The following is a 20906-nucleotide window of genomic DNA, read 5'->3' on the forward strand; positions in this document are numbered from 1 at the left end:
TTCATGACAGCGTTGGGAGAGAATGGCGAACGCGCCAACGTCATCAGTCGAACCAGCGGTCACCGAACATGAAGACGGCCACCCCACTCAGCATGATGCCCATGCCCACGAATTTCCACCAATGTACGGGACGTACGGGCATCTGCAACAGCCCAAAACCGTCGATCAACATACCGGCCGTCAGCTGCCCAATGATGAACAGGAACATCGTGTTGGACACACCCAGACGCGGCGATAGGAAGATGGACGTGAATACGAAAGCCGCCCCGATCAGCCCGCCCGTCCAGTTCCACCATGCTTGTTTACCAAGGTTGGTAGAAACGCTGTGCCAGTCGGCCTGCCATAATGCGATAAGCAGCAGGCATAGCGTACCCACAGCGAAGGACGACAGTGCAGCGATCAGCGACTGTCCCCCCATGCTAGCGCCCAGACGAGTATTGATTGAGGCCTGCACGGACAGCCCGAATCCCCCAGCCAACGCCATTAAGAGATATGCGTAGTTCATTCCGACTCCTTTCCATCCCGCCATCATGAAAGTGAAGCCTTGCGCCTCACCCACTCGTCATTCCACTGGCGAATAGCCCCGCCAGCCAAGTCAACGAGTGCCATAGCATACGGTGAAAGAAACAGAATCGCTCGTGTCTGTCGCACGTCGTGTTTTATCGCTCGTGACGGTGGCGATGTGACCACCAGTAGTGCCCACCCCACCATGCCACTACTAGCAACGCAATACCGCCCCACACCCAGCCCTGATACTGCTCAACCTGCGCATAGGCCTTCAGCACTGCTGGCCCAATCAGATAGCCCAACAGGGTGAACAGTACAGCCCAGACCGCAGCTCCCAGCAGGTTAAAGAAGAGAAAGGTACGAATGGGCACGCCGCTAGTACCGATCACGATCGGGCCCACGATGCGCAGCCCGTATAGAAAGCGCACACCAAAGATGACCGAATGCTGATGGCGTCGGATCATCCCCTGCACTTTGCGCACGCGCCCTTTACGCCACGACAGCTTGTCCAGTAGCTTCTGTCCGAAGAAATGCCCCATCAGATACAGCACCACATCCCCGAGCATGCCCCCAAACCAGACGACGCCCATCAGCATAGGCAGAGAGAAAAGCCCCTTGTGCACCGCAATGCCGGCCAGAATCACGACCGTCTCACCTTCAAGCAGACACCCCAGCAGCACGGCCAGATAACCGTAGTGCTGAAGCCACAGATTCACGCTGTCACTCATGCCAGTGCTCCCGCAGATAAGTACCCAAGAAAGAGGCTACCACCTCGCGCAGGCAGCATCTCGTTGTCCTTTACCGCTTTTCAGAATAGTTGCGCAAAAGGTGTTGACGTTCGGGCCTCTTATCAGTAACATGCGCAGCCATCGACGGCTACGTAGCTCAGTTGGTTAGAGCACATCACTCATAATGATGGGGTCCCCTGTTCGAGTCAGGGCGTAGCCACCAGATTCAGAAAAGCCCTTTGACGCTTCGGCGTCAAAGGGCTTTTTGCATTTCTGCCCGTTACTCACAGCTTTTCTCTCCTGATCTCCTCGCCCCGTCCTAAACGGCCACAAGCATGCTATGTGATGCCGAACGCTCCCTGCTGGTGGCCTCGCGATATCCGCATGCCCATCGTTTTCGAGTGAGTCCTCTTGTGAATAGGCGAGAGGACCTGACAGCAAAGCATGTCAGGCCCCCCGATGCGCCTACGCGGCCAGACTACAGCAGCGCCTCATCCGACGCATTGCAGTACTCCACCAGCGCCTTGATCAGATAGCCAGGATCCTCACTGCCTGCCGTTTCACGGATAGAGTGCATCGCCCACTGGGGCAACCCTACATCCAGCGTAGCGATCCCGAGCGCTGTGGCCGTTAACGGCCCGATCGTACTGCCACACCCCATGTCCGCGCGCGTCGAAAATGCCTGCACGGGCACGCCCGCCTTGGCACACAGCTGCTTGAACAGCCCCGCCGTGCGACTGGTCGTGGCATAGCGCTGATTGGCGTTGTACTTGATGACGGGACCACCATTGAGCGCAGGCGCATGCCCGGCATCGTGACGATCAAGGAAGTTAGGGTGCAGCCCATGAGCGTTGTCACACGACATCATGCACGAGTGCTGAATCAAACGAATGCGCCCTTCCGGTGTGCCATCGCCGACTGCGGCATGGATACGCGTCAGCACATCGTCAAGGAATGTGCCCTGTGCGCCACCGGGACTGCCGCTGCCTACTTCTTCGTGATCATTCGCCACGAACATCACCGCCTGCTCGCCATCGCTCTGCAGCAACGCTTCCAGCCCACAAAAGCACGACAGCAGATTGTCGAGACGCGCACTGGCAAACAGCTCACCGTCGATGCCCACACGTGCAGCAGGCTGACAGTCGTACAGCCCTAATTCAAACTCAATGACGCGTCGCTCACCCAGCGATTCGCCCTGAGCCGCCAGCAGCTGTTCAACCAGTGCCGTGATATCACGCGGTGCGCTACTGGCACTCCCGAGGATGGCGTTCATCTGCGTCTGTGGGTTGAGCGTCTTGCCCTTGTTGGCCTCGCGGTCGAGGTGAATGGCCAAACTGGGCACTACCGCTACCGGCCGTAGGGAATCGACCAGCCGCGTTTCGCACTTACCCTCAGGCGATGCCAGCAGAACGCGCCCGGCAATACCGAGATCACGATCAAACCACGGCGCCAGCAGTGCTCCACCGTAGACTTCAATCCCCAGCGCGACCCAATCGCGCGTGATGATAAACGGTGACGGTTTTAAACGCAGATGAGGGCTGTCCGTATGCGCCCCGATCATTCTGATCGCCTTAACAGCGCCTTTTGGCAGCTGGAAAGCGATCAATGCCCCATCGTCACGTGTTGTATAGTAGCGGCCACCGGGTTCGAGCCCCCAGACAGCCCGCTCATCCAACGCAATATAGCCCGCCTGACGAAGATGATGTGCCATTCGAGCCGCGGCGTGCCATGATGTATGAGCGTGATCAAGGAAATCGAATAAACGTTCCAGCACAGAACGTGACATGGTCATACCTCCTCTATACCCTGAAATGATTCAGGCCGTTGCAGGCGGTATGGCAGGCAGGCTGCTACACTTTTCATTCCTGCATCGGCTCGGCTTCCTTCAGGCTACTGTGCAAAGTAACCGGTGTATCCGGAACCAATGACACTGCAGTGTACATCAACCGGGAGTATTTCCTCGCAATGAGCCCGTTCGCCCTACCCAAGCATCTGATGGTCCTGGCAGCCTGCATGGCAATCAGCCTGCCATCGATGGCTACTGTTTCTCCGGCCCCTGGCGATCAGCAGGTTGCCCGCGAAGTGGCCAGCCGCATTCGATACGGTCATTACGAGAACATCCGCTACGATGCCGAATGGTCGAAGCGCGCCTATGCGCGTTTCCTCGACCTGCTTGATCCCCAGCACCTCTATCTCCTTAGCGGTGACCTCAAGGATTTCGGCCTGCTGGAAAGCAACTACGCCAACGTATTTGCTGACGGCCAGCTAGAGCGTCCGTTCGAGTTCTACAACCGTTTCCAGCAGCGCGTCGAAGCGCGCCTGCAGACACTCATCAACTGGCTGCAGAAAGACCCGCACTTCGATTACACCTCACATGATCGCCTTAGCACCGATACCGACAAGCAGCCGTGGGCGATTACCCCTCAGGCCCTCGACGATATCTGGCGCAAGCGCCTCAAAGGGGCCGCGCTGTCGCTGCGTCTGACCGAGCCGAAGCTAACCGATGAGCAGATCGCCGAGCGTTTGACCAAGCGCTACAAGGAACAGCTCAAGCATATCCGCCAGACCAACCACGAAGACGTGCTGAGCCTCGTGCTGGAAGCGGCTACCAGTGCCATCGACCCGCATACGGAATACATGTCGCCCAGCCGCAGCGAATCTTTCGATATCCAGATGCGACTGTCGCTCGAAGGTATCGGTGCACTGCTGCAGGCCGATGAAGAGTACGTACGCGTCGCCAGCCTGATCCCCGGCGGCCCGGCAGAGAAAAGCGGTCTGCTGCACCCGGCCGATCGCATCATTGCCGTTGGCAACGACGACGGCAGCGAATTGACCAGCGTCGTCGGCATGCGCCTTGACGATGTGGTCAACCGTATCCGTGGCCCGAAAGGCTCGGCAGTACGGCTGCAGATCGTGCCAGCACGCGCGGTGGACAATACGCAAACGCGCATCGTCACCATCCCGCGCGATAAGGTCAATCTGGAAGATCAGGCTGCACACAGCAAGATCATCGACGTGAATCGCGATGGTCATGTCGAGCATATCGGCATCATCACCGTACCGGCGTTCTACATCGACTTCGCTGCGATGCAGGCGGGCGATACCAACTATCGCAGCACCACCCGCGATGTGCGCGCCCTGATCGAGGAACTGAAAGCCAAGCAGGTCAATGGCATCGTACTCGACCTGCGCAACAACGGCGGAGGTGCACTGCAGGAAGCCAACTCCATGGTTGGCCTGTTCATTGACCGTGGCCCGACGGTACAGGTACGCGATGCACGCGGCCGTATCACGCTGTTCGCTGACGATCAGCCGGGCATGGCCTACACCGGCCCGCTAGCCGTACTGGTGGATCGCATGTCGGCATCGGCCTCTGAGATCTTCGCAGGCGCCATTCAGGACTACGGACGCGGCCTAATTCTGGGCGGCCAGACGTTCGGGAAAGGGACGGTGCAGACACTGGTCGATATTGACCACGGTGGTGAACTGCGCATGACAACGGCGAAGTTCTACCGTGTCTCAGGTGAGAGTACGCAGGAACGAGGCGTAACCCCTGATATCTTCTTCCCGAACCTGATCGACAACAAAGATATCGGTGAAAGCGCACTGCCTAACGTACTGCCTTGGGATGTGGTGCGTCCGGTGCATTACACACGCTATATCTATCCGTCACTGCAGCTCGACAAACTGAAGCAGCTGCACGAACAGCGTGTGGCGCACGAAGCGGACTTTCTCTATCTGGGCAAAGAAGCGGACTTGCTGAAACAGATGCGCAGCGAGAAAAGCATCAGCCTCAATCTGGCACAGCGCAAAAAAGAGCTGGAAACTCAGAAGGGTGAACAGCTCAAGCTGGAGAACGAACGCCGCCAGATGCTGAAGCTACCGGTACTCAAGGAGCTCAACGACGATCAGGCCTTGTCGGACGACAGTCATGACACGCCCATTGACCAGGCTCAGCTTCACGAAGCCGCTGAAATACTGGTGGATTTTGCCACAGTGACCGGACTGCGCGCGCAGTAGGATAGACCATCACGATACGCGGTATGCCTTGTGTCTTGCGCAGGGCATGCCGTACCCGCCAGAGCCTGAAAAAGACGCAGCAAAAGAATAGCCGTCACTATAATCAAATAATGACTGCAATACGGTCGAACTTATCGGAAGGGTGCAACTTGCCTAGAGAGTGGCGCTCACAAAATAAACATCAGGCACTCATCAGCATAGTAATCGCGCAATATCGACGGCTTCTTTCTTGTTCAGTTTAAATTCGGACAGAAGGGAATGAAGACGTTCCTGGAACTGCTCTTCAGGGGAGGGTTTGTGCTCTTCGACCTGCGGTTCAAGCCCCCGCAGCAGCTCGCCTAATTGTGCATCCAGCGCCCATTTCTGTTTTACGGATAAAATTCCTTCGCGAGACATAAGACTCTTTTTTCCTGATGTAAATTGTAAGTACACAACAATATTATGTATTAAAGCCGTTACCTAACGACCCAAATACAGGTAAACGCTGCCGCAATGGTACGGACCGAAAGGCAAAGATAAAGACTATGACGATCCACGCGCCAAGACTCACATCGTGAACCCCACCACATTAATCAGACCCAACAAAACGTTATGACACGAAGTGCGGAGCCCTTGCGACAAGGCTCAACGGCCATTGACAGGCGATGCCTGCAATACCTATGAGAAAAGAATGAACGAAATGATTGGCGCTGCAGACCTGCTTGAATGGCCAAGGCGACCATCGCTTGCAACAACTCTGTCGAGGGTATGACATTAATCACCATTTATCAAGCATGCTAGCTATCGCTGACAACGCCCACAGCCGCGCGGTCCATAGCTTCATCGGCAATACCTGACAAAATATAACCCTCTTTCAGCACGTCTCTGCCATTTTGCCTGCAACCCTATGGAAAGGAAGCCTTATTCATCCTAACTCAGATAATTTGTTTAACCAGCAATACATAATATTTTCACATTCCAAGCTTAGTCGCTGCCATCACCTTGTCCAGATCCTTTTCGTTATGGAAAATAAAGCGACATTATCGGATAGAAAATCGAAGAACTTTACGCAAAATATCTTTTAATTGTTTACTTTGGATATCTTATAAATCATCACACTTCTCCGCCGTATTCTCATTTCTCCCCCTTGCCACTATGCCTGTGTGCCGACGATGGCGGATGACCATCACTACTGTCGTGGCATACAAGCGCGGTTAGCCTCACTTGCGACCATATTAAAAAATCAGACTTGGCGGTTGGCGGTTGGCGGTTGGCGGTTGGCGGTTGGCGGTTGGCGGTTGGCGGTTGGCGGTTGGCGGTTGGCGGTTGGCGGTTGGCGGTTGGCGGTTGGCGGTTGGCGGTTGGCGGTTGGCGGTTGGCGGTTGGCGGTTGGCGGTTGGCGGTTGATGATCCATCGTCACAGGCTAATCATCAAGCCCCAGCGCCTTGGACCTTGCTTTGAGACAGGGCCTCGAGTTTGCCGAGCATGCGAACACCATCTCGTGCGTGGTAACAATGGGCCGTAACAGTTAGGCCCCTACGGCAAGAGCCAACGTGGAATAAACGTTGCATCACGACCAGGCACATTCAAGGCCATCATTGCTAAACAAAAAGGCGACTGCTCTGCCACGCAGCATGACATGGTACCGCCGATTCAGGCGCGTTATCATGCATGGCTGCAGAATTATAAAGTCGCCATTTCAACTATAAACGCAAGCCCTGTGGATAATTCACTCAGGCTTGTTGGAAGGAGCTTCTTACATGAAGGGTATTATCGTACTGGGGGATCTGACGACACATGGTGGTACGGTCATCAGCGCACAGAGCACCTATACCGTCGGGGGAAAACCGGTCGCCTGCATGGGCGACAAAATCGCCTGCCCGCTGCACGGTATTAATCTCATCATCGAAGGTGAGTCCTCAATGCTGATCAACGGCAAACCTATTGCCCTTGATGGGCACCGTTGTGCCTGCGGTTGCCAGCTCATCGCATCAACATCGACGCACGGTCACGCCTGATCGGCCACTTCGACGGGCGTCAGCAGCGTCATCGCCGTGGCGTCCGTTGCACTCAGCGATAACAGCATCGCCGAATCCTTTTCCGTCACAGTGGCGACTGCCATCATCAGCATTGTGCCTTGCGCGGCCTGCCCCACCCACCCACAAAAAAGGTCTAAGGTGAAACAGTTCGCCATCGGTTCATAGAGGCCCGCCCAGCGCTCGAAGAGCGCCATAAAGGCATCTCCGGCCCGATCTCCCGCCCCGATATCCATCATGCAACACGCCGGTGGAGCGATTTCAGGCGCATCTTCTGCAGTGCCTGATGCACTTACGTCAGGTACCAATGCCGCCATCAGGCTCTTGAGCGCTTCGGTACGTTCGCGCTTTGCCAACGATGCAGAACGTTGGTGCGGCTGTTGCATTGACCGCACCCAGAAACGCCCTTTGGTAGGGGCCGCATCAGGAGCCGTACGCTCGAATAACATGAGGGCACCGCCTTCTCCCGCAATCAGCGGAGAGCGCTTGGTGGAAAGCGAGTCCCAATGACGAAGCTGTGCTTCATCCAGCAGCGTGTCCATGCAGCACCAGAACACCCAGCGCATGGCACCAGTGCTCTGATCAGGGGCAAGCAATGCGTTGATGTGCTGCGATGATGCCACGCGACACAGGCTTTGGCCTTCCTTCCAGACCTGATGCTTGATCAGCTGTGCGATGATTCTCTGCTGCAGGGCCTGCTGCTGCCATGACGAAATGGATACTGGCAAAGTCAGCACAAGATCGACGCTTTCACCATCGGGCAGCTGGCGAATCAGCGCGTCCAGACTTCCGGACAGAACATCCCACAGGGCATCCAGCCGCCCTTCGACACCGATATGCCGACCACTCAGCGCGATCGTACCGATCGGCTTGGCCAAGCGAGGGAAGCCTTGGGTATCAACAAGCAGCGGACAGGGAGAAGCCAGCGGGAGGTCATCAGGCAGACCGCTACCCAGTAGCTGCGTACCAGCAGCATTGATCGCAACGCCATCGACAAAGCACAGCCGCTCAGCGGACAAGTCATGACGACGCCCTTCCGCAATGGGGGCCTGACGCCGCGACACACGGCGGCGGTACAACTCGTCATAGATCGAGGACATCTTGCCTTACTCCCTACCCGATAATTTCACTCAATATTCAGAAGACTCGCCACGTCGCTGTGTTCCCAGCGTTTCGCGGATATTATCGACCACCTGGTCCTCATGAATGACGTCGCGCAGCCACTCTTCCAGCGGCATACGTCCCCAACGGATCGCACGCTCGACGAGGTAAGGTACAGGGCTGTGCGGTTCGGTCTGCTTGAAGAACTGGGCAACACCGTTCAGCAGCTCGAAGGCTTCCTCACGCGTGCGCGGTGTCGTACGCAGTGCCGCATGCGCGCCCGCAGTGACCGCCACTGTACTCGCCTTGTCGCTGCTGTCAGCGCTCGTGGACACGTCGGCATCTTCACTGACAACATCTTCTTCCGGTGTCAGCGTTTCACCGCGATCGGTCAGCAATCGCTCGACCAGCTGAACGCACTGCTCAAGGTGCTCACGCAGTTCGCGGAATACCGGTGCATCATCGCCAAGCAGCTGATCCAGCGTTTCAGTCAGCAGGGCTAGCTGATCCAGACTGACCTTCACGCTCGCATGGCGGGCACGCAGGAACTCTGTCGAGGACAGCACAACGGCACGCTGGAATATCTCAGCGTTGATCTTGCCATCCTGAAGCGCCTGCTCCATCGCATCAGGGTTCTGCAGCGCCAGATTTTCCACCCAGCGGGACTCCTGATAGTGCAGCAACCCGTACTCATGCTCCTGCGTCAGTGGCAGTTCGTTGACCACCTGCGTCAGCGTGCTGTCCAACCAAGAGAAGCGAGAAAGGCGCTCTTCAGGACCGTCTTCCATCTCGGGAAACATCGTCTCCCAGTACTGAGACGACATCTTCGCCATCAGGTGAAGCCCGAAAGCTAGCCCCTCAAAGTGATCGCGATGCGCCAGCGCTTCGCACAACCAGCTGGCCAGCATCAAATCCTTACTTTGAGAGCACAGCGCTTCGGAGGTCAGCTCGATCACCTGCGGCCAGTTGGCCAGCTTGAGCTCGGTCGCCCAATCGCCTTGACTCAGGTAATCAGGGTCTGCACGGCGCGCTTCTTTGATCTCATCGAACAGAAGCGAAAAACCTAGATCCTCGCCACAGCCACTGTCGCCAATCGGCGCCAGCAGCGCATCAAGCGCCAGCTCTTTATGTTCCTGCATGTATAGATCTCCCTGCCAACGCGTTACATCACGGCACGATTACAATGATGGGATGCTCTTCAACAACATCGACGTCAGAGCGCTGCACCAACGCACTGACGTCGACACTTTCGAAGGCCAGCGCCTTCCATTCTCTACGGATGACACAAAAACAGCCATGGGTTTCCCCATGGCTGTCGGCGCCACTCGTGACGAATCAGGAGTAGACGCGGTTGGTCGTACGGTCCCAACCACCGGCAATGTTACCGCCACCCTGACCATCGCTGCGTTTCTGCTGCGTGTAGGTGACTTTGATGCGCGCGTAGTTGAACTTGATCAGCTCGGACGGCAGATCCTGAGCGGCATCAGCGCTGCCCGTGGATGCTTGCTGACCGGAAGCGGCCATACCTTCGATTTCGGTGGACGATACGATGACTTCTTCGAGTTTCACTTCGAGGTAACGTACCTGTTCACCACCGGCACGGTTAACGTGCAGGGTGATTTCCTTGATGTGCTGACCGCGGCAGCAGGATTCGAACAGTTTCGGCGTGGCCTTATCAAGGAACTTGCGGATGCTGAATTCGCTCAGGTTCACGCGTTCTGCAGAAGCACCACCCGCGGAGCTAGCCGTGGCAGAGGTCGTCTGGGTTGCGCCGAAATCAAAGCTCAGCAGCTCGATCCAGTCTTTGTGTTTGGAATCCAGACTTTCACCAGGAATGCCGTCAATTTTCAGATAAGCATCAAAAGCCATCTAAATACTCTCCCTTTGTTGATATTAATACTCCACTTTCGTACGCGTGGAGTTACTGCCGGATGAATGAAGCGTTATATTCAACACCAACATGCACCGCGTGCTCTTCAGGACTGCTGATTGTTATATACCAATCCCGCCCGATAAGTCACCACATTCCCATCCCCCATGTTGATTATTTCATTGGTACAGAAAACTATCGTTACATTATCTGTATCGTTTCCCGAAAATACGAGAAGCCTGGGAATGTGCTGACCGCATATTAGCTTACTTCTTTCGACTCATTTTAACTCGAACTCAATGGCCGTTTCAGATAAACGGCCTTGAGTGTTCGGCAATGTCATCACCAACAACATCAGTCACGGTGTCGCACTTCGATTTCAACACGGCGGTTCGGTGCCAGACACTGAATCATATCGCGTCGCGACATCCCCGCATCGCACGACACTAGAGGCCTTGTATCGCCCGCACCGACGGCTTTTACCAACTCTTCCGGCACCCCTTTGCCGACCAGATACCGCTTGATGGTTTGGGCACGTTCGAGTGAAAGCTGGCGGTTGGTGGTCGCATTACCCAACGAATCAGCGAAGCCCGTAATGGTAATACGGCTGCTTGGCGTATTCACCAAACGCGTCGCAATCTGATTGAGTTGCTGTCGTCCCTGTGCCTGAAGACCGGCATAATCTGCGCGCCCGAATTCAAATAAGGTATCCGATTCCAGCGTTATCGTTTCCACTGTATTCAACGTATGTTGAAGCAGGCTGTCAATATAATTCCGCGAACTCGACAGCAGGAAATTATTATCCCTTATATGAGGGGTATCGGCCTGGGCAAGCTGTTCACTATAGAAATCTATCTGGCGTGACGCATATTTCATATCATATGCATCATTATTGCCATTTTGATGTGGCAATACGGGATACCAGAATGCCGCCAGATGCTGTTTCAGGAATTCGACATCGACCTTTTCACGGGGATTAATCGGCATCATCTGATAAGTACGCAATGACATGCGACCAAACTGTGCCAATGCATTAGCGCTGTTGTCGATGGGGCGTGCGTTGGGTTCGACGCTGTCGATCGTGACGTGCGTATTCAATGTCTGTGTCGTGCGCTGATAGACCGGTATGGTCGGCAACGATACCAGCGTGCGGTTCAGATCATCTTCGATCGGCGACAACATCACCGTTCGCAGACGATCGAAGTAACGCTGACGCACCAGCGGTTCGACATCATGACCACGATACAACCCCCAGCGCATCGCCATCGGCGTGCCGCTGATATGGTGACGCTCGAAATAGCCTGCAGCGGCGCTGCGCAAGGCATCCAGCGACTGCCATTGCGTGAACTGGTCGGGATGCTGAGCATCCTGCTGACGCGCGTCATCAAGGGCATGCTGTAGGGCCAGTAGTTCATCACGATTGCGCACATAGGCATTGCCCCAGATCGCACAGGCAATGACCCCGGCGACCAACCCACAACCGATCCAGGCCAGCTTGCGTCGGTTTTCGCGACGGTTGCTGGTATAGCGTTCGACCAAGAACTGGTCGGGTAGAATGACGCTGCGAAATACGTCGGCAATCAATCCGTCGTTGCTGCTGCGAGCACCGATGGCTGACGGCCCGGGCACCACAGAGAAACGTCGCCCAATATCGCGGTCGTGAACCCCCGTCGCCGACTGCGCTTCATGCAGTGCACTGACGAAGTAGTAGCCACGCAGCAACTGGGGACGCTGGTTGACGGACGGTGTCATCAGCTGCCCCACAAACGATGACAACCGTTCTCGCAGAGCCCGCAGTTCAGGCGGAAAAGCGACCAGCGACGGATCCTGCTGCAAAACCTGCATGTCACTGTTCAGCTGCTGGTGTTCACCCTGCGAAGACCAGTAGGCACACAGCGAATCGAACGAGCCGGTGAAGGTATCGCCCCAACTCTGCTGCTCGAAGCCCTGATGCGGGAACGTCGCCCCCAACAGCGTGGACGGACGAGTGCGCATGATGTGCTGCTGAAAATCGACGAAACCGGGAATCAGGTCGCTTTTGGTCAGCATCAGGTAGATCGGCAGACGCGCATCGAACTGATCGCTGGTTTCCTGAATGCGCTCGCGTAGACGTTCAGCCAGCTCGCGACGCTCGGTTTCGCTGCCTTCCATGAGGTCGCCCAGACTGACCGCAACGATCAGCCCGTTCAGCGGCCGACGCGGACGGTGCGCTTTCAGAAGCGTCAGGAACGCTCGCCATTTGCCCGCTTCATGCTGATCGCTCGTGTAGCGTCCCGCCGTATCGAGCAGCACCGCGTCGTTGCTGAAGAACCAGTCGCAGTGACGTGTACCGCCAAGACCCGCAATACGTGCCTGCTCGCGATCGGCAAAAGGGAAATCCAGCCCAGAGTGATACACCATGGTGCTCTTGCCGACGGCAGGCTGACCAATCAACACGTACCACGGCAACTCATACAAGGCACCCTGACGATTGAACGACGGCCAGCGTTTCTTCTGCCGACGGTCACGCTGCTGCAGCCGGTCCAGCACCTTGAGCATCTGCTCGCGCAGTAGACTCACTTCTTCCCGATCGGCGGGTGCCGCATCAAGTACCGCCTCGTCCGCGCTGTCCATCAACAGGCGTTCCAAGTTCTGCCGCTGCCCTACCCCACGGTACAGCAGCAGCACATAGACGGCCGATGCCACAACGAACAGCAGGATACCGACCAACAGACTGTTGAGTGATGAGAACCCTAGCAGTACGCCCAGCCACCACACGAGGAAGATCGCCAGAAAAAAGCCGGCGGCCATCCAGTAGGGCTGGTATTTGAAGAACACATATTTCAGCTTGTTCATCATCTCTCGATTGCCTCTTTGATGACGTTAGGTGCGGTCGTCATACCCGGCATAACGGGCCATGCAACGTCCAATGGACTGTCCAGGATCAGGCAGTGCCGTTTGCACCAGCGATGGCTCGAAGCGATCAAACGGTTCCAGTACATCGAAACGCTCCTGCCGCGGGGCCAGCCCGGCCAGCAGGCGGTGCACGCGCGACGTATTGCCTTGTGAAAAGGCCAGCAGACGCGGGCGCATGAAATCATGTACCAGTAACAGCAGACTCATAGGCGCCGGCGCGATTAACGTCAGCCAGTGCGTCCAGATGTCCGCCACAGGGCGCATCAACGCCTGCTCGGCAGGCAACGGCAACACCACAGGTGGCATCGACGTCCGCTCACACAGCTGGCGCAACCCGGTCATTCTCTGCAATACCGCATTGGCGATGAACTCGGGGTAGCCCTTGCTCATGGCCTCGCTGATATCGCACAGCCTCAGCTCCTGTAGCAAGCGCGCATGCAGGCGCTGATGCAGGTTCAGATCGCCATCGTTCAACGGTCTGAGCGCCTGCAGTGCGTCGGCAAAACGCGTGGACTGCCCATGCCCGTAAATGGCGTCCTGCATGATTTCACCAGCGCAGCGCGCGTTGACTTCACACAGCGTCCACGGAGCCTGAAAGACCTCGCCCTGCACCTGGTAGGGCAAGCGCTGAAAGGTCATCAGGGGATAGCGACGCCCGGAGGCATCGCGTGAACTTGCCATCTCTCCTACCAGCCAGTGCTGGGGCGAGGCGCGAAAAAGGAAGGAGCAGCGAGGAATGCCGTCGAAGTGCATTTCCCACCGTTCCTCTTCCATCAATCGCCGTATGCCCACCTGCAGGCATTCATCGAAAGCCTGCAGATCTTCACTGGTGGCGCGGTAGCTGATGAAGTCAGCATTGCCCGGCAGTTTGCCGAAATAACCGATCATGCCATCAACTCCCGGTCAGGGTCAGAGAGAAGTGCCGGTTACACCACCCAGCGCACTTTCCGCGGCCTTGCTTGCGGCATCAGTAGCGGCGCTGGTCGCCGCCTTGGTCGCGGTATCTGTGGCCTTATCCACCAGGTCGCTAACGACACTGCTGTCATTGCCTTCGTCGCTGGCCTCGGCGGCCGGTGTAGCTGCTTCGGGTGCCGCGGTGCTCAAACGCGGCATCGTCAGCGCATGCACTTTCTTAAGATCGGTCAGGCGAATGCCCCCGAAGTTGCGCACGATGAAACTGACCGGACCCGCGGGCGTCTGCCAGACGAAGCGCTGGCGTACCGCATCCACGTCCTGCACCTCTGCCGTGTCGATCATGCGCAGCAGCCCCCAGCGGGTCGGGAAGTTGGCGACCGTATAGCGCTGGTTATCCAGCGTCGTCACTTCCAGACGTGCGCCCGGGTGCTTGAGATCGCCCGGCCAAGTGAAGTGCTGCCACGGCTGCGGGCCGTTGCGATAATCCTGCACCTGCCCGTCCACCGTCAGCATGATCTGGGTCATGTAAGGAGACGGTTCGACCATGATCTCGAAGCCGTTCTGCGGGTCAGCCAGACTGTCGATGACGGCCCCTAAAGCGGTACCGTTGCGAATGGTTTCTTGCATGCGCGGATCGACCAGCATGTTGTCAAAGTCGCCCTCTTCAAGCGCCCCGATTTCATCACGATTGAAGGCCACCAGACGCCCGCTGTTCGGGTCAACGAAGTCGCGCAGATCTCGGATAGAAGCTTCATTGCCCGAGTTGGCCAGCGGATAACGGTCCGCAATCTTCTGCTTCCACGGCGTATCGACGCGGTTGCCCCACGCACGCGCCAACTGCTGGCCTGCGGGCGCATACAGCGTTTCCCATGCGCGCTCGACCGGGTCGCTGAACAGATGCTGCAACGCTTGCGGCAAGGCGGCATCAGAAATGTCGATGTTAGCCGCAATGTCGTTGCGCACGACGGTGAATTCAGTGTTGCCGTTGTTCGCCAGCGTAGCGCTGATCAGTTCCTTGCTAGCCTTACCGACATCCTGCGAGCGACGCATATTGTCGAAGCGCACTTTCAGCTGGCGCAGCTCACGCAGGTAGCGATCCATGACCGCATCCTTGTTTGCTGCTGCATCGCTACTATCGTTTTCGAACAGAGTATTGACCTGAGCGAAATGGTCAGCCAGCACGCCGTCATGGAAGCCCGGCAAATCGCTGATCTGGCTCATACGCGCCTGAGCAATGCTGCCATCGTCACTGCTGAAGACGTCCATTGCTTTGCCCCAGAAGCCACGGGAATCCTGGCCGTTCTGTTTGTTGAGCAGTGCATTGTCGAGCGGTGCATCCCAGCGCGTGTTATCACGCACCGCAAGCATTAGCTGGCGAATCGGTGACTGCTGGGCATCACTCAGCAGCGAAAGACGCGAATTGGCTGTGTCGATGGAGTCGAAGCGACGCACACCCGTGGCCCCAAGGAAACGTTCCCATGCCTCGATGTAGTCGTGCTTGTAGCGCGCCATCAGCTGACGCACAAACGTCGTCTTGCTTTCCATCCGCTCGGCGCTGCCGCTGTCATCCAGCACCCAGTCAGTTTCGACACGCAGATCGGTCGCTGCGGCGTCGAGGATTTCACGTCGCAGATACTCATCCCACACTTTCTTGGTATAGATCGCCGGAACGCTTTCACCGGAATAGAGCAGCTGGCGGCTGTTGCCAGGCACCATGCTCGCAAGCGTCAGGCTCTGATAGCGCTGACGGACTTCCTGCTGGAACTGCAGGTATTTGCGATCGACCAACGATTGATCGTTCAGGAACCCTTTCAGGCTGAGGCGCGCACGCTCGACCAGCGCTTCATCGCGGCCCAGTGCGGGCGCATGGCGACGCTGAAGATAGCCGGCATACACCGCTACATGGCGCTGGATATCGTCATCACTGATTGACTCACCCTGCTGCTCGGCAACGGTTTTCCACACCTGCGGCAGGGTATCGTTGACGAACCGTACGTCTTCGGCGGTCGCGTGTTTTTCCGGCTCAGCCAGAATCAGGTACAGCTTGAGTGCGTTGTAGCTTTCATCCAGCTGCGCCACTTGCTCCGGCGTCAGGCGGTTGTCGGTCAGTGCACGCGACAGTGCAGGATTGACCGCGTCACCCTCGTTGCTGCCCTGATGAAGGCTACGCAGAGAACTCAGCCCACTTTCGCGCAGATGCTGCGTACCATCGCTCAGCCCCTGCTGAAGATCACTGCGAACGCTGTTAGCCGCATCCTGAACGCGTCCCAGCGTCTGTGCCTGAACCTGCGAGCGCACATCGCCCAGCGAGGTCACACGTGCGACACCCTGTGGCTGCATCAGCTGCTCGCGGGCACGCTGGCGACCTTCACGGGTCTGCTGTGCCACACGACGAGCTGTCTTGCCATTACGAATATTGCGCGGTGCGGCCTGCTGGGACTCTGCAGCACTCTGGGTCGCCTGCGCCAGTGCATCGAGCTGATGAAGACGGCTGGCGAGGTAGTTCGAGACCGGCACCAGCGCTTGCTGTTTCAGGCCCGTGAAATAGGCGTCTTCCACCATCGGCTGCAAACGATGCGTCGGGTCCAGTCCCAGCTCACGATCGAACGGCAGCGGTGAGCGGCTACCTCCATTGAACTGGTGAAGCTGATCCGCCAACACATTCAGGCGCTCTTCAGCGCAAGGCGATGCCTGAGTCAGCTCATCGTCCAGCTGATTCAGTGCACGGTGGTGGTGAATATAGGAGGTTGCACCCGCAGCAATGGCCGCAGTACCCACCAGCAGACCGGCCCCGAGCGTCCACGGCGACAGCGCATGCAGACGCCCACCCTGGGCGATATGGCGACTCAGGTAGCGATCAGGGAAAACCACCGAACGGAAAACGCCCGTAATGAAGTAACGGCGCTCGCCGATGCGCGAGCCGGGATCGTTGTCCACCCAATCACCGCTGCCCTGTTCCTGCAGACCAAATGTCGTACGCACATGTTCATCAAGAATCGACGGCAGACGGTTTTCAGTCTGTAGGGCGCTGGTGAAGTACACCCCGCGCACGGCCGGTACATCCTCTTCGGCGCGCGTCGCATCGAAGGGCGACAGGAAATCGCCCAGCACGTTGCGCAGCTCGGCCATGTAATCAGGGAAACGCAGCATGGCGTTCTCAACGCCCTGTCCCATCTGTGCAGCGCGCTGCTGAACGTGACCTTCCAGCCCCCTCATCAGCTCATCGAAGCGGCTGGGGAATACGTTGGGAATCCCTGCGTTGCGAATTTCGTCAACGGAGAACGTCATCCCCCACGGCTGCTGGCGTGCTTCTGCATCCAGCCCGTCAAAGGTCTGCTCAAAGCCAGGCAGTAGGTCTGCCTTGCTGAAGAACAGATAGATCGGCGGCAGAGTGTGCAGCGCCTTGCGATAGCGTGAGGCACGATCGAGTAGCTGGCGTGCCAAAGCGCCGCGCTCTTCCGGTGACATGCCCAGCAAATCAGGCAGGCTGACCACCATGACCAACCCATTGATGGCCTGGCGACGCTGGCGGCGCAGCAGCTTGAGAAATTCGGAGAACTCGCTGGCAGCCTGATCGTCAGTGATATAGCGGCCCGCCGTGTCGATCATGACGGCTTCAGGGCTGAAGTACCAATCACAGGATTGTGTACCGGATTGCCCCGCCATCGCGCTTCCGCCAACAACGCTAGCGTTCAGTCCCGCATTCCCCAGCAGGGACGTTTTGCCGGATGACGGCAGACCAATGACCAGATACCACGGCAGCTCTGACAACGCCGTCTGACCACGACCGCCTGCAGTACGGTTGGCACGCAGGCGCTCAATGACATGCTTGAGGCGGCGGCGCAGTGCATCGTATTCGGTTTCATCGTGCTGACCGCTCATCACACTGCGGTCCACTTCACGCTCGACCAACGATTCGATATTGCGCTCGGCGCGAATGCGACGGTACTGACGCAGCACGACTGCCAACAGCCACACGGCACTGACCAGCGCCACGGCAATCCAGCGCGCTTCACGACCGGTTTCTGGGTAGAAGCGGAAAAGCGTCCACACGCTGGCAAGAGCGACGACAATCCACAGCGCGATCGACACGAACCAGAAGTTCTTGAGTAAACGTAAAAGGCGTTTCATTCGAATTCGACTCCCCCTCAGGCCGAGGTGAACAGTGATTTGAGCACACTGCTCAGCGCATCTACCTGATGGCCCAGCAACCCGTTCAACAGGGCATACACCCCGACGCATACCAACACGATCAGCACCAGATAGACCCACAACGGGACGTCATGGCGCAGCATCTGCCCCACCTGATCCGGCAGCTGCCAATGCGGTGCCAGCTCTTCAGGCAAAGGCGCACGGTAGCGTGCGATGTCTTGGCCAAGCGTGTTGGTCAGATAACGCAGCTCATCCCCTTTATCGAGGCGATATTTGCCTTGGAATCCGAGTGCCAGGCACAGGTGATACACCTCCAGCACGTCAAGGTGGGCACGGACATCGCGACGTAGTGTTTCCAGCTTGTCGAAGAAGCCTTCGCCCGCGAGATGCACGCCAAAATACTTGTACTGCAATGGATGCAGCTCAATGTGCTGACGCGCATTGCTGGTCGGCGTGTTGAGCACGCTCTCGTCCAGAAACGCGCACAGTGCATACTGGGCATCCTTGGCCTGTTCGGCGGTATAACCGGCCAGATGGGCATCACGTTCAAAGCCACGGAAGAACTCATCGACGCTCGACATAAAGGCGTCGACACTCTCGACCTGCTGACCGCGGCGTACCATCAGCACCATCGAGATGAAGTCCTTGGAAAGCTCACGCAGGGTGACGCTGCCCTGCTTCTGAATCGCTGCGTTTTCGCTCATTTCAGCACCGCCATCAGTTCAATCTTGAGGTTCTGGAACCCGCTCGGCACGTAGAAGGCGATGGCCTGCGAGGCCATCATGCGATCATATATGGCCCCATTCGGCTCGAGCGCGAAATAGTGGTTATCAAGGCGCACGGGAATGGCTGGCGGCAAACGCGATGCGTGCACCAGCAGGCCACCCGGCATCGCACTGTTGACCACCACTTCGATATCCTCGGGCGAGCCCACTTTAAAGGCACGCGGCACCAGCTCAAGCAGCTGGCTTCCAGGCATGTCCGCATGAACGGAAATGTAGAAGTCAGCCTCGGCCAGGCGCGGATCGTGCAGGCGTCCGATGAAGTACGACGGTGCCGTCTGTTCCAGCGCAATCGGAATGTATTTGTCAGGGATGACGGTATCGAGCAGCTCGCGCACCATGTCGTCCAGTGTGAACAGCGAGACGGCCGGAGCAGCATGGTCGTAGTCGGGTATATCCGACAGCCGGTACTGCATGGAGAACGTCATCAGGCTGCCGGCCAGATCGGCCAGCACGCGATAGAGGTGCTCAGGCGACAGCTGCGGGTGTGCTAGCAGATGCGCCAACTGCGGGTAGACGCGGTTGACGGTATGCAGCAGCCAGAACAGCGTGACATCGCCCGAACCAAATTCGGCCACTTGATCGGCACGTTCGCGGCGGCGTCCCCCAATCGCATCATGCTTCGCCATCAAGGCCCCGGTCAGGCGGCGCACGATCACCAACAGTTCTTCACTGCTCATCAGGTGAAGCACGGGAGGCACAAAGCGTGGTTCGATGCCGAAACCGCCCGAAGCTGCGCGGTTGAGCTCGGCCAGCGGACAGTGGGTATACCCGTCCAGCGAGTCCCCTTCCAGCAGAATGACGACGTTAAGCGGCATCATCGTCAGCTCGCTTTCCGGCGTTCCCTCGTTGAGGTCGGGCAGCTGTTCGAACTGGCGGCGATAGCGCGGGTTGGTCGCACGCTGATCGCGTTCGTCTTCCGCACAGTTGACGGCATAAGGTTCCGTCAGGCGCAGCGCCGCATGCACCTTGAGGCGCGACTCGCGCGTCAGGGCATTCAGGTCACGGCTGGCAGGCAGTGGATCCTGCTGCGGCGCGTCATAGAACGTGCCATCAGGGAAAACCATTTTGAGGCGGTGGAACGCCAACACACCCTGCGACAGAGCTTCCTGATCGATCTCGATATGCTGAATGCCCCAGTTGAATGGGGTCGAGCGATGACCAGCTTCAGCCAACTGATGCTGGTGGAAATCATCCTGATACTGAAAATGCTGCGGCAGAAGGAACATGCCCTCCGACCACATGACGCGATTATGTTTGCTCACCGACGACTTCCCCTTTGTCCTGAGCGTGAATTCGGCATATCAGCGTTTCTTCGCTGCGCTGGCGGCCAGTACATCGGTGCCACGCTCAATATTGATGCGGTTGTCCTTCAGCGTCAGCTGAACCCCATCTGACGAGAACAAAATGCCGTCCTTGCGCAGTGCCTGAGCGCTGAAAGCAACGTGCCAAGCTGCTCCGGTCGAGTTGCGGAAGAAGGCCGCCACGCCGATGAACTGCGCATCGGGAGACAACTTGCTGCTGTCCTTGGCCGTGCCCTTCGGTACGACCGTCACGGTGCGCTCTGACAGCAGAGACTCGCCTAGTACGCCTTTGCTGTCGCTCCACAGAGCCGCCATGTCCGCATTGCGGAAAGCATCAACCGCATTCAGCTGATAGATGCGCACCACCACGGACAGTGGCTTGCCTGACGGGTCCGGATTGAGCTTTTCATCACCCTTGATCTGCACAGTCGTGATCTTGTCACGACTAAACAGCATGTCACCCAGCCCGCCGTCCATCTGGTCCCCTACGCGGCTGCCAACGCCGCACCCTGCCAACCCGACGATGGACAGCAGTATCAGTCCCTTGAGCAGTGTTTTATATCCCTGCAGTGCTTTCATACGTTCATTCCTCACCGCATGTGCCCGGACGCTTTCG

At 57.5% G+C, this 20906-nt stretch carries 16 protein-coding genes and 1 tRNA gene; 3 read left to right on the forward strand and 14 right to left on the reverse strand.

Going from position 1 to position 20906, the window contains the following annotated elements; genetic code table 11:
• Positions 1-43: 43 nt before the first annotated feature.
• Both ACMHYW_RS10895 and ACMHYW_RS10900 read right to left on the reverse strand, forming a co-directional pair.
• Positions 44-505 (reverse strand): DMT family transporter, encoded by a 462-nt coding sequence (locus ACMHYW_RS10895; protein ID WP_414499931.1) that lies wholly within the window; start codon positions 503-505, stop codon positions 44-46.
• 154 nt (positions 506-659) lie between these two features.
• A complete protein-coding gene (locus ACMHYW_RS10900) occupies positions 660-1235 on the reverse strand; it encodes a DedA family protein (protein WP_414499932.1) in 576 nt (191 codons plus the stop codon).
• A gap of 146 nt (positions 1236-1381) precedes the next feature.
• Here ACMHYW_RS10900 and ACMHYW_RS10905 point away from each other — a divergent pair.
• Positions 1382-1458, forward strand: a tRNA-Met gene (locus ACMHYW_RS10905).
• 255 nt (positions 1459-1713) lie between these two features.
• Here ACMHYW_RS10905 and ACMHYW_RS10910 read toward each other — a convergent pair.
• Positions 1714-3021, reverse strand: coding sequence for a M18 family aminopeptidase (locus ACMHYW_RS10910; protein WP_414499933.1), 1308 nt, complete (start codon positions 3019-3021; stop codon positions 1714-1716).
• Between the two features lie 179 nt (positions 3022-3200).
• On the opposite strand from ACMHYW_RS10910, the gene ACMHYW_RS10915 reads away from it, so the two are divergent.
• Positions 3201-5255 (forward strand): carboxy terminal-processing peptidase, encoded by a 2055-nt coding sequence (locus ACMHYW_RS10915; RefSeq protein ID WP_414499934.1) that lies wholly within the window; start codon positions 3201-3203, stop codon positions 5253-5255.
• Positions 5256-5447: 192 nt separating this feature from the next.
• On the opposite strand, the gene ACMHYW_RS10920 is transcribed toward ACMHYW_RS10915, so the two are convergent.
• Positions 5448-5651 (reverse strand): hypothetical protein, encoded by a 204-nt coding sequence (locus tag ACMHYW_RS10920; protein WP_027705854.1) that lies wholly within the window; start codon positions 5649-5651, stop codon positions 5448-5450.
• Between the two features lie 818 nt (positions 5652-6469).
• Positions 6470-6655, reverse strand: coding sequence for a hypothetical protein (locus ACMHYW_RS10925; RefSeq protein ID WP_414499935.1), 186 nt, complete (start codon positions 6653-6655; stop codon positions 6470-6472).
• A gap of 340 nt (positions 6656-6995) precedes the next feature.
• Here ACMHYW_RS10925 and ACMHYW_RS10930 point away from each other — a divergent pair, with 340 nt between their 5' ends.
• Entirely contained in the window at positions 6996-7253 is a 258-nt protein-coding gene (locus tag ACMHYW_RS10930; RefSeq protein WP_414499936.1) for a PAAR domain-containing protein, read from the forward strand.
• Here ACMHYW_RS10930 and ACMHYW_RS10935 read toward each other — a convergent pair.
• The 9 genes from ACMHYW_RS10935 to tssJ all read right to left on the reverse strand — a co-directional run bounded on the left by ACMHYW_RS10935 (position 7244) and on the right by tssJ (position 20869).
• Positions 7244-8371 carry a hypothetical protein gene (locus tag ACMHYW_RS10935; protein WP_414499937.1) on the reverse strand — a complete coding sequence of 376 codons (1128 nt, stop codon included), beginning with the start codon at positions 8369-8371 and terminating at the stop codon, positions 7244-7246. The genes ACMHYW_RS10930 and ACMHYW_RS10935 overlap by 10 nt on opposite strands.
• Positions 8372-8401: 30 nt before the next feature.
• Positions 8402-9511, reverse strand: coding sequence for a type VI secretion system protein TssA (gene tssA / locus ACMHYW_RS10940; protein WP_414499938.1), 1110 nt, complete (start codon positions 9509-9511; stop codon positions 8402-8404).
• 196 nt (positions 9512-9707) lie between these two features.
• On the reverse strand, positions 9708-10241 hold the full coding sequence (locus ACMHYW_RS10945) for an Hcp family type VI secretion system effector (RefSeq protein WP_027705850.1): 534 nt from the start codon (positions 10239-10241) through the stop codon (positions 9708-9710).
• Positions 10242-10596: 355 nt separating this feature from the next.
• Positions 10597-13077 (reverse strand): type VI secretion system membrane subunit TssM, encoded by a 2481-nt coding sequence (gene tssM / locus ACMHYW_RS10950; protein ID WP_414499939.1) that lies wholly within the window; start codon positions 13075-13077, stop codon positions 10597-10599.
• A 27-nt stretch (positions 13078-13104) separates the two neighbouring features.
• Positions 13105-14025, reverse strand: a complete 921-nt coding sequence (tagF, locus tag ACMHYW_RS10955) for a type VI secretion system-associated protein TagF (RefSeq protein WP_414499940.1) — start codon at positions 14023-14025, stop codon at positions 13105-13107.
• 21 nt (positions 14026-14046) lie between these two features.
• Complete coding sequence (locus tag ACMHYW_RS10960; protein WP_414499941.1) at positions 14047-18183, reverse strand: type VI secretion protein IcmF/TssM N-terminal domain-containing protein; 4137 nt, start codon at positions 18181-18183, stop codon at positions 14047-14049.
• 17 nt (positions 18184-18200) lie between these two features.
• Positions 18201-18908: a type IVB secretion system protein IcmH/DotU gene (gene icmH, locus ACMHYW_RS10965; RefSeq protein WP_414499942.1), complete on the reverse strand. Its 708-nt coding sequence runs from the start codon at positions 18906-18908 to the stop codon at positions 18201-18203.
• On the reverse strand, positions 18905-20251 hold the full coding sequence (gene tssK / locus ACMHYW_RS10970) for a type VI secretion system baseplate subunit TssK (protein WP_414499943.1): 1347 nt from the start codon (positions 20249-20251) through the stop codon (positions 18905-18907). Before tssK ends, icmH begins: the two co-directional genes overlap by 4 nt.
• A 39-nt stretch (positions 20252-20290) precedes the next feature.
• Positions 20291-20869 carry a type VI secretion system lipoprotein TssJ gene (tssJ, locus tag ACMHYW_RS10975; RefSeq protein ID WP_414499944.1) on the reverse strand — a complete coding sequence of 193 codons (579 nt, stop codon included), beginning with the start codon at positions 20867-20869 and terminating at the stop codon, positions 20291-20293.
• Positions 20870-20906 lie beyond the last annotated feature (37 nt).

It is taken from the genome of Zymobacter sp. IVIA_12111.31 C1 (assembly GCF_047495495.1).
Classification (GTDB): domain Bacteria; phylum Pseudomonadota; class Gammaproteobacteria; order Pseudomonadales; family Halomonadaceae; genus Zymobacter.